Origin of the sequence: Mesorhizobium sp. M1307, from assembly GCF_040318155.1 — a bacterium.
Lineage (GTDB): Bacteria > Pseudomonadota > Alphaproteobacteria > Rhizobiales > Rhizobiaceae > Mesorhizobium.
Window position 1 is genome coordinate 23,388 of record NZ_JAMYLR010000004.1, and the last position, 14,112, is coordinate 37,499.

Below are 14,112 nucleotides of genomic sequence, written 5' to 3' on the forward strand. Positions count from 1 at the left end.
GCCTATTGCGGAAGCATGTCCTTGACGCGAAGCAGCGCGATGCGCTCGACCTGTCTGCAGGCGGTTTCGAATTCGACATCGTGGCTGTTGCCAATACGCGCCTCGAACTCGGCCAGGATCTCCCCCTTGGTCTTGCCTTTCACCGCAATAATGAAGGGGAAACCGAAACTGGTGACGTAGGCGGCATTGAGTTTTGCGAACAGCTCGCGCTCCTTGTCGGTCAGCGCGTCGAGGCCGGCCGAAGCCTGTTCCCTCGACGATTCCGCCGTCAGCCGCTTGGCCTGCGCCAGTTTTCCGGCAAGGTCGGGGTGGGCATTGAGCACGGAAAGCCGCTCGGCCTCGCTTGCCGCGCGAAAGACGCGGCAGAGCGCATTGTGCAGGCCGCCGGCACTGTCATGCGCCGGGCCGAGCTCCAGCTCATAAGCGCGCTCGGCAATCCACGGGGAATGCTCGAACACGCCGCCAAATGTATGGACGAAGGCCTCGACTTCCATTTTCGACGGGCGCAGCGCCGGCAACCGGAACGGATGCGTCTCCTGCCAATGTTTTGCGATGTCGATGCGCCGTGCCAGCCAGACCTTGTCGTGTGATTTGACGTAGTCGATGAAGCGCTTCAGTGCCGCGACCCGGCCCGGCCGGCCGACGAGGCGGCAGTGCAGGCCGATGTTCATCATGCGCGGCCGTCCTGCCTTGCCCTCGGCATAGAGCGTATCGAAACTATCCCTGAGATAGGCAAAGAACTGGTCGCCCGAGTTGAAGCCTTGCGGCGTGGCAAAGCGCATGTCGTTGGCGTCGAGCGTATAGGGGATGACCAGCTGCGGCTTCGCCGACCCGTCCGGTGCCACATGCTCGAACCAGTAGGGCAGTTCGTCGTCATAGGTGTCCGACACATAGTCGAAGCCGCCCTCTTCCGCCGCCAGCCGCACCGTGTTGATCGAGGTGCGGCCGGTGTACCAGCCGGTCGGCCGCGCCCCTGTGACCTCATAATGCAGCCGGATCGCCGCTTCCATGTCGCGGCGCTCGTCTTCTGGCGCATGGTCGCGGTAGTCGATCCATTTCAGCCCGTGCGAGGCGATCTCCCAGCCGGCCTCCTGCATCGCCGCAACCTGATCGGGCGAACGCGCCAGGGCCGTGGCGACGCCGTAGCAGGTGACCGGCACTTGCGCCGCGCTGAACAGGCGCAGCAATCGCCAGAAGCCGGAACGGGCGCCGTATTCGTAGATCGATTCCATGTTCCAGTGGCGCTGGCCGGGCCAGGGCGCGGCGCCGACGATCTCAGACAGGAAAGCCTCCGAAGCCTTGTCGCCGTGGAGGACGCAATTCTCGCCGCCCTCTTCGTAATTGACGACGAACTGCACCGCGACATGCGCCCCGCCGGGCCATTTCGGATCCGGCGCATTGGCTCCGTAGCCGCGCATGTCTCGTTCGTAACGCATTCTCGCTCCTGCCGGAAATTGTGATCAGGATAGTCGAAAGGAGTGCCTGCGCATTCCCCCGAAATTTTTGAAAGTGTTTTTGTCGCGCTCCGCTCGACCGGGACTTATGCATCGCCTTTAATTGGCGCACAATTCATGAATAGTGTTCGACTGTGCAGGGAATGGAGCAGCCAGTGGCGGAAACGTCGAAAGCCGAAGGCGGGCGCCTGACGACCCACGTCCTCGACACTGCGGCCGGCAAACCGGCGGCCGGTCTGTCGATCGAGCTCTATCATCTTGACGGTCAGGCCCGGACGCATCTGAAAACGGTCGTCACCAATGATGACGGCCGTTGCGATGCTCCGCTGCTTGCCGGCGCGGAATTCCGTACCGGCGAATACGAGCTGGTCTTTGCGGCCGGCGATTATCTGCGCCGGCAAGGGACAAATCTGGCGGAACCGGCCTTCATCGACCATGTGCCGATCCGCTTCGGTATGGCCGAGCCGGTGCACTATCATGTGCCACTGCTTCTGTCCCCGTACGGCTATTCGACTTACCGGGGAAGCTGAGATGGCCGGAATCAAGACACGCAATGAAATCCGCTTCATCCTCAATGGCGAGGACGTCGCGCTCAGCACGGTTGCACCCGACCAGACCCTGCTCGATTGGCTGCGGCTCGACCGCTCGCTGCGCGGCACCAAGGAAGGTTGCGCCGAGGGCGACTGTGGCGCTTGCACGGTGCTGGTCGGCAGGCTCTCCGGTGGAACACTGGTCTATGAAAGCGTCAATGCCTGCATCCGCTTACTTGGCTCGCTAGACGGCACGCATGTCGTGACCGTCGAGCATCTGCGCGGCGACGCAGGAAAACTGCATCCCGTGCAGCAGGCGATGGTCGATTTCCACGGCTCGCAATGCGGCTTCTGCACGCCGGGTTTCGTCATGTCGCTTTATGCTCTGTGGATGCGGGCGCCGGAGCCGTCGGACGCCGCCATCGAAAAGGCGCTGCAAGGCAATCTCTGCCGCTGCACCGGCTACGAGGCGATCATGCGCGCCGCACGTGCCATCTCCAGCTACGGCAAGGCGACAAAGGATCCGTTGGCGGCGGAGCGCAAGGCAGTCACGACCAAGCTCGAAGCGATGAAGGACGGTTCGCGCATTGAGATCGGCTCCGGCAACAAGCGGCTGATCGTGCCGGCCAATGCCGACGATCTGGCCAGCGTGCTGGTCAAGGAGCCGGGCGCCACTATCGTCGCGGGTTCGACCGATGTCGGCCTTTGGGTGACCAAGCACATGCGCGATATTGCGCCGGCGGTTTTCATCGGCAATCTCGATGGTCTGTGCGGGATTTCCGAGGACAAGGGCGTCGTCTCGATCGGCGCCGGTGTCACCTATAGCGAAGCCTTCTCGACGCTGGCGAAACGCATCCCGGCGCTCGGCCCGCTGTTCGACCGCATCGGCGGCGATCAGGTGCGCAACATGGGCACCATCGGCGGCAATATCGCCAACGGTTCGCCGATCGGCGACACGCCGCCGCCGCTGATCGCACTCGGTGCCCGCCTGACGCTGCGCCGCGGCGACAAGCGTCGAACGATCCCGCTCGAGGAGTTTTTCATCGCCTACGGCAAGCAGGACCGGCAGCCCGGCGAATTCGTCGAGGCCGTGCATGTTCCGGTGCCGGGTAGCGAGACGAAATTTGCCGTCTACAAGATCACCAAGCGCCGCGACGAAGACATCACAGCAGCGCTAGGCGCGTTTTTCCTGAAGCTCGCCGAGCATGGCACGGTGGCGGATGTGCGCATCGCCTATGGCGGCATGGCGGCAACGCCGAAGCGAGCCTTTGGCGTCGAAAAGGCATTGCTTGGCAAGCCCTGGACGGAAGCGACGGTCGAGGCGGCGATGGCCGCGTATGCCGACGATTTCACGCCGCTGACCGACATGCGGGCAAGCGCCGAATACCGGGCGCTGGCGGCGCGCAACCTGCTGCTGCGCTTCTTTGCCGAAACCACCGGCACCCGGGCGCCGATCCAGGTATCACGGCACGAGGCGGCATGATGAACAAGCACGCCACCCCCAACCTGAAGGCGCAAAAAATCGCCGGCGGCGTCGCCACCGACCAGCGCCATGATTCCGCGCACAAGCATGTCAGTGGCACGGCCGTCTATATCGACGACATGCCGGAACCGGCCGGCACGCTGCACGGCTGCCTTGGGCTTTCGACGGCGACGCATGCCACCATCACCAGCATGGACCTGTCGGCGGTGCGCGCGGCACCCGGCGTCATCGACGTGCTGACGGCGAGCGACGTGCCAGGCGAGAACGACATTTCGCCGACCGGCCGTCACGACGAGCCGGTGCTGGCCGACGGCAAGGTGCAATTCTTTGGCCAGCCGATCTTCTGCGTCATTGCCGAAACCCGCGAGCAGGCGCGCCGTGCAACGAGGCTGGCCAAGGTCGAATACAAGGAATTGCCGTTCGTCGCCGATGTCGGTGAGCTCGATCCCCGGAAAGATAAGCTGGTCACGCCGCCGCTGACGCTGAAGCGCGGTGATGCAGCGGCTGCGATCAATGCGGCGCCGCGCCGGCTGAAGGGAAAAATGCGCATAGGCGGCCAGGAGCATTTCTATCTCGAAGGTCATATCGCCTTGGCCATCCCCGGCGAGGACCACGACGTCACCATCTATTCCTCGACCCAGCACCCGAGCGAAATCCAGCACATGGTCAGCCATGCGCTGGGTGTGCCGAGCCATGCGGTGACGGTGGAAATCCGCCGGATGGGCGGCGCTTTCGGCGGTAAGGAAACGCAAGGCAATCAGTTTGCGGCATTGGCCGCTATCGCCGCGAAGAAACATCATCGGGCCGTGAAAATCCGGCCCGACCGCGACGACGACATGATCGCCACCGGCAAACGCCACGATTTCCTCGTCGACTACGAGGTCGGCTTCGACGACCAGGGCAATATTCTGGGCGTAGATTTCATGTTCGCGGCGCGCTGCGGCTTCTCGGCCGACCTCTCCGGCCCGGTCACTGACCGCGCGCTGTTCCATTGCGACAACACCTATTTCTGGCCGGCGGTGCACGCGCAATCGGCGCCGCTCTACACCAACACGGTATCGAACACTGCCTTTCGCGGCTTCGGCGGCCCGCAAGGCATGGTCGGCGCCGAGCGCGTCATCGACGAAGTCGCGTTTGCCGTCGGCAAGGACCCGCTCGAAATCCGCAAGAAGAATTTCTACGGCACCAGCGACCGCAACATCACGCCCTATCACCAGACGGTCGAGGACAACATCATCCACCGCATCGTCGCCGAGCTGGAGGCGAGTTCCGACTATGCGAGGCGCCGCCGCACCATCGATGCTTTCAATGCCAACAGCCGCTTCATCAAGCGCGGACTGGCGCTGACGCCAGTCAAGTTCGGCATCTCGTTCACCGCCACCCACTACAACCAGGCCGGCGCGCTGGTGCATGTCTATACCGACGGTTCGGTGCATCTGAACCACGGCGGCACCGAGATGGGGCAGGGCCTCTATGTCAAGGTGGCGCAGGTCGTGGCGGAAGAGTTCCAGATCGACCTCGATCAGGTCAAGATCACCGCGACGACGACCGGCAAGGTGCCGAACACCTCGGCCACCGCCGCGTCTTCCGGCTCCGATCTCAACGGCATGGCGGCGCAGAATGCCGCCCGCCAGATCAAGGACCGGTTGATCAATTTCGCCGTCGAGAGATACCAGGTGCCGCGCGACCAGGTGCTGTTCTTGCCCAACCGCGTGCGCATCGGAAACCAGGAGATCGCCTTCGCCGATCTCGTCAGGCAGGCCTATATGGCGCGCATCCAGCTTTCGGCGGCGGGTTTCTACAAGACGCCGAAAATCCATTGGGACCGCGACAAGGGCGAGGGCCATCCCTTCTACTATTTCGCCTATGGCGCCGCGTGCTCGGAAGTTTCGGTCGATACGCTGACCGGCGAATATGTCGTCGAGCGCACCGACATCCTGCACGAAACCGGCCGCTCGCTGAACCGCGCCATCGACCTCGGCCAGATCGAGGGCGGCTTCATCCAGGGCATGGGCTGGCTGACGACGGAGGAACTGTGGTGGGACGACAAGGGGCGGCTGCGTACCCATGCGCCATCGACCTACAAGATCCCGCTCGCGTCGGACCGGCCGAAGATTTTTAATGTGACTTTGGCCGACTGGGCGCAAGCAGGCGAGCCGACGGTGCACCGCTCCAAGGCGGTCGGCGAACCGCCCTTTCCGCTCGCAATGTCGGTGCTGCATGCGCTGTCGGACGCAGTTGCGAGCGTTGCCAGCCACAAGATCTGCCCGCGCCTCGACCCGCCGGCCACGCCGGAGCGTGTGCTGATGGCGATCGAACGGCTGAAGCGGGAAGCCAGGACCGGCACTTGAATCCCGGAAAACGTGCAATTCAGGCCGAAAAACTCTATATTTCCCGATAGGGAACGCGAATGATGAACCCGAAAGTGCAGAGCCTGAAAGCCTTTCTTGCCGGTGCCGGCCGGGTCGCCTTAGTTGAGGTGGCCGGGACAAAAGGTTCGACGCCGCGCGAGACGGGTGCCTTCATGCTCGTCTCGGGATCGGCCACTTTCGGCACGATCGGCGGCGGCCAGCTCGAATACATGGCGATCGACAAAGCGCGGCAGATGCTTTTCTCCCCCCTTGAGGGGGAGATGGCCGCGGAGCGGCCAGAGGGGGTCGTCTCAGAAGGTACCGCCAGTGCGTCGAGCACTGCCGCGGCGACCCCACCCGGCGGCTTCGCCGCCACCCTCCCCTCAAGGGGGAGGGATATCCGCGCCACGCTCGACATCGCGCTAGGCCCGGAGATCGGGCAGTGCTGCGGCGGCAGGGTCGAGCTGTTGATCCGGCTGGTCGACCCCGCGCTTGAAGCCAAGCTGGTTGCGGCGGCGGAGGCCGAGGCGGCGCAGCTGCCGCATGTTTACATCTTCGGCGGCGGTCATGTCGGCCAGGCACTGGCCTCCACGGTGGCCTTGCTACCGGTGCATGTCGTCGTTGTCGAGACGCGAGCCGAGGCGCTCGAAGGCATGCCGGAAGCGGTCGAAACCAAGCTGACGCCGATGCCTGAGGCAATTGTGCGCAAGGCGCCGGCCGGCTCCGCCTTTGTCGTCCTGACCCACGACCATGCGCTGGACTTCCTGATCGTCGCCGAGGCGCTGAAACGCCGCGATGCCGCCTATGTCGGCATGATCGGTTCCAGGACCAAGAAGGCGACCTTCCGGAATTGGTTCCTTAAGTCGGCGGACGGAAGCGAGGCGGAATTTGCCCGCCTCGTCTCGCCGATTGGCGGCGATGCAATCAAGGACAAGCGCCCGCAGGTGATCGCCGCGCTAGCCGCAGCCGAAATCATGACTGCGTTGACCACCCACGCTCCGTCCAAAGCCCGTCGTGGCAAGGCGATGGCCGGCTGACGTTTCCTTCTATTCCTTCTCCTGCGTGTGCGCCTCAAGGAACCACAGCAATTTGTCGAGCGAGCGTGAATAGGCGGTGAAGATGTCGGCGGTGTTGGCATCGCCCGCGCCGGCCGCCTCGTCGATCGCCGCGCGTGCCCGCTTGGCGGTTGCGGCATAGCGGTCGATCAGCGCCGCCAGATGATCCCGGGTCTTGTGGATGTCGGTCGGATAGGCCTCCAGCATAGTCGCCTTCGACACCTCCTGCGAGGTGCCGAGCGCCGTGCCGCCGAGCTGTACGGCGCGCTCGGCAATGGTGTCGACATGGCCGTCGAGCTCCTCGCGGAACGTGTCGAGCATCTCGTGGATGGCGATGAATTGCGGTCCCTTGACGTTCCAGTGCGCCTGCTTGGTGATCAACGCCAGATCGATGGCGTCGGCGAGGCGGGCATTGAGAAGATCGATACACTCTTTCTTGGCGTTGGATTGCAGGTCGTTGCGGGTGGCGATGGCATCCATGATCGGCTCCTGTGGCGGTTGCGTCCGCGTGGTTTGAAAAGAGGGCGAAGTTTGGGATGGTCAATCGAATATGCGCGCAGACGCCCTCATCGCCGCGGCACAGCATCCCAAAACGGCGATTTCCATTTTCGTTCCGCTCGTCGTTTTACGCCGGCGTTTTCAAGCCCAGATGGTCGCGCAACGTGCTACCTTCATAAGCCTTCCGGAAAAGCCCGCGCCGCTGCAGCTCCGGCACGACAAGCGTGGCAAAGGCTTCGAGTTCGCCGGGAAAATAGGATGGCATGACGTTGAAACCGTCTGCCGCGCCGCCCTCGAAGCGTGCCTCGAGCTGGTCGGCGATCTGGGCCGGAGTTCCGACGACGCGCCAATGACCGCGCGCGCCGGCGAAATGACGGGCAAGCTGGCGAATGGACAGCTTGTCGCGGCGTGATTGCTCGATGACGAGCGCCTGCCGGCTCTGCATGCCTTCGCTGGCCGGCAGCTCGGGCAGCGGTCCGTCGATGGGATAGCGCGCGAGATCGGATATGCTGAGATAGCTGGAAAGCAGCGCGACACCGACATCGTCCGGTATCAGCTCCTGCAGTTCATCATGTTTTGCCCGGGCTTCCGCTTCGCTTGCCGCGACGACCGGCGCGACGCCGGGCATGATCTTGACGTCCTCCGGCTCGCGCCCATGGGCCACCAGCCGTCCCTTGAGGTCGTCGTAGAAGGCCTTCGCCTCCTCGAATGTCTGCGCCGCAGTGAACACCACATCGGCGGTCCGGGCGGCGAGATCGCGGCCCTCATCCGACGCTCCCGCCTGAACCATGACCGGTGCACCTTGTGGCGAGCGCGGCAGATCGAGCGGGTCGCGCACCGAAAAACTTCTGCCTTCGTGTCCACCCTGGCCTTGCCAAAGGCCAGCAACCACGGCAGCGAATTCGCGCGCGCGGTCGTAGCGGTCCGCATGTGGGCGCAGTCCGGTCGAGCCGAAATTGGCGGCCTCGATCTGGCTGGCCGAAGTGACAAGGTTCCAGCCGGCACGCCCGCCGCTCAGATGGTCGAGCGACAGGAAGGTTCGCGCCAGCCCGTAAGGCTCGTTATAGCTCGTCGACGCCGTTGAGACGAGGCCGATGCGCTCCGTCTGCACCGCGAGCGCCGCAAGCAGGCTGATCGGCTCGAAGCCGATCGAGCGCGACGTTTGGCTGGCGATGTTGACATTGGCCTCGCGCACGCCGGCGGCGTCCTCGCAGAAGATCATGTCGAACTTTGCCGCTTCCGCCGTCCGCGCCAGCTGGATGTAATGATCGATGTCGATGCCGGCCGTGACATGCGCCTGCGGATGACGCCAGGCGGCGATGTGGTGGCCTGTCGCCCACAGGAAGGCGCCGAGCTTCATCTGGCCTCGACCGGCGCTCATTGCCGATCCTCCCCTGCAAGCCCGAGATGGGCGCGCAGTGTCGCCGCGCTGTAGCCGGACCGGACAAGGCCGCGGCGGCAAAGCTCCGGCAGCACGAGACCGACGAAATCGTCGAGCGCCGATGTGAACGGCATGGCGATGATGAAACCGTCGCAGGCTTTCGAGCGAAAGCACTCTTCGAGCCTGTCCGCAAACAGGTTCGGCGCGGCGGTTATTTCGGCGCTGACGGTAACGTTCATCAGCACTTTCAGCGCCTCCGGACTGCGCCCGAAGGCAAGCGCACGGCGCTTCAGATCGCCAGCCTTCGCCGGCTCGATCGATGCCTCATCCAGCAGGACGACATCGGCGGTGCGGGCGGCGATATCCGTGTCGGGCTCGGACAGGCCGGACATGACCAGCACCGGCGTGTCCTGCGGCGACCGAGCCACGTTGAGCGGCCCGCGCACGGAAAAATATTCGCCCTTGTGGTCGAGCAAATGCATCTTTTCAGGATCGAAGAAGCGGCCGCCACTTTTGTCGAACAGCAGCGCGTCTGCGTCCCAGCCTTTCCACAAGCCTTGCACGATGCCGATGAATTCCTCGACGCGCAGGCGGAAATCGTCGCCGGAAAACCCTTCCGGTCGGCTGAAATTGGCCGCCTCGCGCGGATCGGGAAACATGCTCGCGTTCCAGCCGGCGCGGCCATGGCTGATAATATCGAGCGAGGCGAAACGGCGTGCGAGGTTGTAGGGCTGGTGGGCGACCGTCGACGCCGCGGCGGCAAGGCCGATCCTGCTTGTCACCGTCGCCAGCGCCGCCACCAAGGTCGTTGCTTCGAAGCGCATTTGCCGGTTCGGCCCGCCTGCAACCGGCGCGGAATCGGCGAGCAACACCATATCCAGACCGGCCGCTTCGGCTTCTTGCACGAACCGCGTCAGCAGACTGAAGTCCGAGCCGGCGTCGGGCGGATGGGAAGGGGCGGCTTCCGGAGACAGTGAAACGGCGAGACACATTGTGGCGCCGTTGGCCATCGCTTTTCCCTGTTGAGCGAGATTCCTTGAGAATTATCTCGCCGGCTGGACGGAAAGCAACCGGCCAGCCGGCGATCATTTGCCGGCCAGAATATCCCTGATCAGCCGCTGGCAGCGCTCGGCCATGAAATCGAGCAGCAGCCGCACCTTCGGATCCTGCAGCTTCTTATGAGGGTAGACGGCGGCGAACTGCACCGGCGTCGGCGGCGTGTTGCTCAGGATCACCTTCAGCCGCTGGTCGCGGATAAACGGCTCGACCTCGAAGCGCGGCTTGTTGATGATGCCGCGGCCGGACAGCGCCCAGCCGGTCAGCACGTCGCCATCATCGGTATCGTAGGGGCCGTGCACCTCGAACTTTTGCGGTCCGTTCGGCGTCTGCAGCGTCCAGACATATTCGCGCGCGCCGGAATAGCGCAGCATCAGGCAATCGTGCTTCTTGCCGATCAACTCCTGCGGCTCGGTAGGCTCGCCGCGCGCCTCCAGATATTGCGGAGCCGCCACCAGAACGCGTTCGCATTCCATGATGCCGCGCATCCTGAGGCTGGAATCCTCGATGATGCCCAGCCGGAAGGCAACGTCGATGCCTTCCTTCATGATATCGACATTGTGATCGGAAAGCCGGAGCCGCACCTCGATATCGGGGTATCTGTCGTGGAAATCCGGGATGCCGGATGCCACCAGCCGCCGCCCGAGGCCGAGCGGCGCTGTCACCTTTATGGTGCCGCGCGGCTGCCCGGATAACGCGCTGACCGCCGCTTCCGCCTCGGTGACCGCCTCCAGCACCTGCTTGGCGCCGGAGTAGAACACCGTGCCGTGCTCGGTCGGCATCAACTGCCGCGTCGTGCGGTTGAACAGCCTGACACCGAGATGCTTCTCGAGCTCCTTGATGCGATTGGAAGCGACTGCCGGCGAAATGCGCATGTCGCGCCCAGCCGCCGATAAATTGCCGAGCTCGACGACGCGGACGAAAACGGCGATGTTGTCGAGATAGGCCATGCGGCTTTCGTGGCTCTCATGTGGCAGCGTGTAACGAGCCTAGTATTTTCCAAATTTTTTTGAAAGTCATCGTGCAGCTCGGCTCTTTCCGTTTGCGCTCCAGTCCGTAAAGTCAGTGGATCGGCAGGGACGATTTTTTCATGATGGATTTCGCGATATTCTGGGATTGGCTGAGTTTCGCCGTGCGCTGGCTGCACGTCGTCACCGGTATCGCCTGGATTGGGTCGTCCTTTTATTTCGTCGCGCTCGATCTCGGGCTGCGCCAGCGTCCGGGCATGCCTGCCGGAGCCTTCGGCGAGGAATGGCAGGTGCATGGCGGCGGCTTTTACCATGTGCAGAAATATCTGGTGGCGCCGGCTGAGATGCCCGAGCATCTGACCTGGTTCAAGTGGGAATCCTACGCCACCTGGCTGTCGGGCTTCGCCATGCTGTGCGTCGTCTACTATGCCGGGGCGGACCTGTTCCTGATCGATCCGAATGTCCTTGCCATGTCGGTGCCTACAGGCATCTTGCTGTCGCTGGCGACGATCGGCGTCGGCTGGGTGGTCTACGATCTCTTGTGCCGTTCGCCGCTCGGCAACAGCGACACCGGCCTGATGCTGGTGCTGTATGGGGTGCTGGTATTCATGGCCTGGGGACTGACCCACCTGTTCACCGGCCGCGCCGCCTTCCTGCATCTCGGCGCCATCACCGCGACGATCATGTCGGCCAACGTTTTCATGGTCATCATCCCCAACCAGAAGATCGTCGTCGCCGACCTGATCGCCGGCCGTAAGCCCGATCCGAAATACGGCAAGATCGCCAAGCAGCGCTCGCTGCACAACAATTACCTGACGCTGCCGGTTTTGTTCCTGATGCTGTCGAACCATTATCCGCTGGCGTTCGGGACAGAGTTCAACTGGGTCATCGCCTCGCTGGTGTTCATCATCGGCGTGCTGATCCGGCACTATTTCAACACCAGGCATGCGCGCAAGGGCAATCCTACCTGGACCTGGCTGGCGGCCGCCGTCCTGTTCGTCGTCATCATCTGGCTGTCGACCGCACCGAAGCTGCTGACCGGCGAGGTCAAAACGTCCTCGGCGGCACAGGTCTACGTTGCCTCGGCGCATTTCCCTGCCGTGCGCGATACGGTGCTTGGCCGCTGTTCGATGTGCCACGCGGCGGAGCCGTCCTACGCGGGCATTTACCACGCACCGAAGGGTGTGATGCTCGACACCGATGCCGGCATCGCCGAGCACGCCGGCGAGATCTACCTGCAGGCCGGACGCAGCCACGCCATGCCGCCCGCCAACGTCACCCAGATCACCGACAAGGAACGGGCACTGCTGATAGCCTGGTTCGAAGGCGCGGGGAAATAGCATGACCAGCACGCTGCTGCGCGGCCGCACGCTGTCGTTTTTGCGCTGGCCAGAAACTATCGACGACCATTCCGCCTGGCGCTACGAGCAAGATGGCGGCCTGCTGATGCGCGACGGCAGGATCGTTGCCGCTGGCGCCTATGCCGAGGTCGAGAAAAAGGCGGGTGAGGGAACAAGAAAGATCGACCACAGGCCACATCTGCTGCTGCCCGGGTTCATCGATGCGCACGCGCATTTTCCGCAGATGCAGGTCATCGCTTCCTTCGGCGCCGAGCTGCTCGACTGGCTGAACACCTACACTTTTCCGGAAGAGACCAAATTCCAGAACGCCCAGCATGGCCGCCGTATCGCCAGGCTGTTCCTGGATGAAGTATTGCGGCATGGCACCACGACAGTCGCGGCCTATTGCTCGGTACACAAGGAATCTGCCGAAGCGTTCTTTGCCGAGTCGCACGACCGCAACATGCTCAACATCGCCGGCAAGGTGATGATGGACCGCAACGCGCCGGACGGCGTGCTCGACACGCCGCAATCGGGCTATGACGACAGCAAGGCGTTGATCGATGAGTGGCACGGCAAGGGGCGCCAGCACTATGCCATCACGCCGCGCTTCGCCATCACCTCGTCGCCCGAGCAATTGGAGATGGCGGGCGCGCTCTGCCGCGAATATCCTGATCTGCACATGCAGACACATCTGTCGGAAAACCACGCCGAGATCGCCTTCACGCAGCAATTATACCCGCAGACGCGGGACTACACCGACATCTACGAACACTATGGGCTGCTCGGGCGCAGAAGCCTGTTCGGCCATTGCATCCACCTGTCGGAACGCGAGGCGGATGCGCTTTCGGATAGCGGCTCGGTGGCGGTGTTCTGCCCGACCTCCAACCTGTTTCTCGGCTCGGGCCTGTTCGATTATCAGCGCTATAGCCGCCGCGAGAAGCCGCTTCGCATCGCCGCCGCCACCGATGTCGGCGGTGGCACCAACTATTCGATGCTGCGCACCATGGACGAGGGCTACAAGGTGATCGCGCTGAACGGCGAGAAGCTCAATCCGTTCCAGTCCTTCTGGCAGCTGACCCGCGGCAATGCCGAGGCGCTGTCGCTTGCGGAAAAGATCGGCACCCTGGAGGAAGGCAGCGACGCCGATATCATCGTGCTCGACGCCCGCGCCACGCCGGCGATGCGGCTGCGGGTGGAGACGGCGGACACGCTCGCCGAGGAATTGTTTCTGCTGCAGACGCTCGGCGATGACCGCGCCGTGCGCGAGGTCTATGTCGCCGGCCGGGCGGCCAAGGCGGATATAGCGGTTTAGCCGTCGTATGCGGCCGGCTTGACCGGGCGGCAGCCATCCGCCAAAGCAACAGGCGAGATCGACAGGGGAACGACATGGCCGTTGCGGACGACATCGCTCTGATCAAGAAACAGGAAGCCACGCTTGTCTTTTCGGCCTTCGATGAAGCCGTCGCTTTCGAGATCGGCTCGGCGATCCGCGACCGGGCTCTCAAGGAAAACCTGCCGATCATCGTCGATATCAGAACTTTCGACCGGCCGCTGTTCTATGCGGCAATGCCCGGCTCGAACGCCTCCAATCCGGACTGGGCGCGGCGCAAGATCAACGTCGTGCGGCGGTTCCTGAAAAGCACCTACCGCATTGTGCTGGAGCAGCAGCGCCCCGACCGCAGCTTCAAGCCCGGCGAGGGGCTGGACGTTGCCGACTATGTACTGGCCGGTGGCGGCTTTCCCATCACTGTCAAGGGCGCTGGCGTCATCGGCGTGATCGCCGTCTCCGGTCTACCGGAGCGCGAGGACCACGGAGTTGTCGTCCATACGCTGTGTAGCTACTTGGGCGTCGATAGCCAGGAGTTGGTCCTGCCGCCGGAAGCAACATCGTGACGTTGGCGCTGCCCCTCATCCGCCTGCCGGCACCTTCTCCCCGCGTAGTGACGGGGAGAAGGGCAACGCTCCAACGCTGGCGATCCCCTCTCCCCGTCTC

12 protein-coding genes are annotated in these 14,112 nt (G+C 63.6%); 7 read left to right on the top strand and 5 right to left on the bottom strand.

Annotated elements, in window-relative coordinates; all coding sequences use genetic code 11:
- Positions 1 to 2 precede the first annotated feature (2 nt).
- A complete protein-coding gene (gene puuE / locus NKH16_RS07350) occupies positions 3 to 1,436 on the bottom strand; it encodes an allantoinase PuuE (RefSeq protein ID WP_352898848.1) in 1,434 nt (477 codons plus the stop codon).
- Positions 1,437 to 1,609: 173 nt separating this feature from the next.
- Between puuE and uraH the strand changes: the two genes are divergently transcribed.
- The 4 genes from uraH to xdhC all read left to right on the top strand — a co-directional run bounded on the left by uraH (position 1,610) and on the right by xdhC (position 6,855).
- Entirely contained in the window at positions 1,610 to 1,984 is a 375-nt protein-coding gene (uraH, locus tag NKH16_RS07355; RefSeq protein WP_352452235.1) for a hydroxyisourate hydrolase, read from the top strand.
- A 1-nt stretch (position 1,985) separates the two neighbouring features.
- Complete coding sequence (xdhA, locus tag NKH16_RS07360) at positions 1,986 to 3,467, top strand: xanthine dehydrogenase small subunit (RefSeq protein ID WP_352898852.1); 1,482 nt, start codon at positions 1,986 to 1,988, stop codon at positions 3,465 to 3,467.
- Positions 3,467 to 5,818: a xanthine dehydrogenase molybdopterin binding subunit gene (gene xdhB, locus NKH16_RS07365; RefSeq protein ID WP_352716571.1), complete on the top strand. Its 2,352-nt coding sequence runs from the start codon at positions 3,467 to 3,469 to the stop codon at positions 5,816 to 5,818. Before xdhA ends, xdhB begins: the two co-directional genes overlap by 1 nt.
- 62 nt (positions 5,819 to 5,880) lie before the next feature.
- On the top strand, positions 5,881 to 6,855 hold the full coding sequence (gene xdhC / locus NKH16_RS07370) for a xanthine dehydrogenase accessory protein XdhC (protein ID WP_352899035.1): 975 nt from the start codon (positions 5,881 to 5,883) through the stop codon (positions 6,853 to 6,855).
- A gap of 9 nt (positions 6,856 to 6,864) precedes the next feature.
- Here the strand turns inward: xdhC and dps are convergent, their stop codons facing one another.
- The 4 genes from dps to NKH16_RS07390 form a co-directional block, all read right to left on the bottom strand.
- Positions 6,865 to 7,353: a DNA starvation/stationary phase protection protein Dps gene (gene dps, locus NKH16_RS07375; protein ID WP_352898855.1), complete on the bottom strand. Its 489-nt coding sequence runs from the start codon at positions 7,351 to 7,353 to the stop codon at positions 6,865 to 6,867.
- Between the two features lie 145 nt (positions 7,354 to 7,498).
- The gene (locus tag NKH16_RS07380) at positions 7,499 to 8,752 is read right to left on the bottom strand and encodes an LLM class flavin-dependent oxidoreductase (protein ID WP_352898858.1); all 1,254 of its coding nucleotides are present in this window, start codon (positions 8,750 to 8,752) and stop codon (positions 7,499 to 7,501) included.
- Positions 8,749 to 9,762, bottom strand: coding sequence for an LLM class flavin-dependent oxidoreductase (locus NKH16_RS07385; RefSeq protein ID WP_352898861.1), 1,014 nt, complete (start codon positions 9,760 to 9,762; stop codon positions 8,749 to 8,751). Before NKH16_RS07385 ends, NKH16_RS07380 begins: the two co-directional genes overlap by 4 nt.
- Before the next feature lie 75 nt (positions 9,763 to 9,837).
- A complete protein-coding gene (locus NKH16_RS07390; protein WP_352590951.1) occupies positions 9,838 to 10,758 on the bottom strand; it encodes a LysR family transcriptional regulator in 921 nt (306 codons plus the stop codon).
- A gap of 140 nt (positions 10,759 to 10,898) precedes the next feature.
- On the opposite strand from NKH16_RS07390, the gene NKH16_RS07395 reads away from it, so the two are divergent.
- The 3 genes from NKH16_RS07395 to NKH16_RS07405 all read left to right on the top strand — a co-directional run bounded on the left by NKH16_RS07395 (position 10,899) and on the right by NKH16_RS07405 (position 14,012).
- Complete coding sequence (locus tag NKH16_RS07395; protein ID WP_352898864.1) at positions 10,899 to 12,116, top strand: urate hydroxylase PuuD; 1,218 nt, start codon at positions 10,899 to 10,901, stop codon at positions 12,114 to 12,116.
- Position 12,117: 1 nt separating this feature from the next.
- On the top strand, positions 12,118 to 13,431 hold the full coding sequence (gene guaD, locus NKH16_RS07400) for a guanine deaminase (RefSeq protein WP_352898866.1): 1,314 nt from the start codon (positions 12,118 to 12,120) through the stop codon (positions 13,429 to 13,431).
- Positions 13,432 to 13,505: 74 nt separating this feature from the next.
- The gene (locus NKH16_RS07405) at positions 13,506 to 14,012 is read left to right on the top strand and encodes a heme-degrading domain-containing protein (RefSeq protein ID WP_352452226.1); all 507 of its coding nucleotides are present in this window, start codon (positions 13,506 to 13,508) and stop codon (positions 14,010 to 14,012) included.
- Positions 14,013 to 14,112: the final 100 nt, after the last annotated feature.

What these genes read in the sequence shown, in the direction of transcription:
- xdhC (WP_352899035.1), top strand. Translation starts at nt 5,881, where the DNA reads ATGAACCCGAAAGTGCAGAGCCTGAAAGCCTTTCTTGCCGGTGCCGGC.
- xdhB (WP_352716571.1), top strand. Translation starts at nt 3,467, where the DNA reads ATGAACAAGCACGCCACCCCCAACCTGAAGGCGCAAAAAATCGCCGGC.
- NKH16_RS07380 (WP_352898858.1), bottom strand. Translation starts at nt 8,752, where the DNA reads ATGAGCGCCGGTCGAGGCCAGATGAAGCTCGGCGCCTTCCTGTGGGCG.
- dps (WP_352898855.1), bottom strand. Translation starts at nt 7,353, where the DNA reads ATGGATGCCATCGCCACCCGCAACGACCTGCAATCCAACGCCAAGAAA.
- guaD (WP_352898866.1), top strand. Translation starts at nt 12,118, where the DNA reads ATGACCAGCACGCTGCTGCGCGGCCGCACGCTGTCGTTTTTGCGCTGG.
- xdhA (WP_352898852.1), top strand. Translation starts at nt 1,986, where the DNA reads ATGGCCGGAATCAAGACACGCAATGAAATCCGCTTCATCCTCAATGGC.
- NKH16_RS07390 (WP_352590951.1), bottom strand. Translation starts at nt 10,758, where the DNA reads ATGGCCTATCTCGACAACATCGCCGTTTTCGTCCGCGTCGTCGAGCTC.
- puuE (WP_352898848.1), bottom strand. Translation starts at nt 1,436, where the DNA reads ATGCGTTACGAACGAGACATGCGCGGCTACGGAGCCAATGCGCCGGAT.
- NKH16_RS07395 (WP_352898864.1), top strand. Translation starts at nt 10,899, where the DNA reads ATGATGGATTTCGCGATATTCTGGGATTGGCTGAGTTTCGCCGTGCGC.
- NKH16_RS07385 (WP_352898861.1), bottom strand. Translation starts at nt 9,762, where the DNA reads ATGGCCAACGGCGCCACAATGTGTCTCGCCGTTTCACTGTCTCCGGAA.
- NKH16_RS07405 (WP_352452226.1), top strand. Translation starts at nt 13,506, where the DNA reads ATGGCCGTTGCGGACGACATCGCTCTGATCAAGAAACAGGAAGCCACG.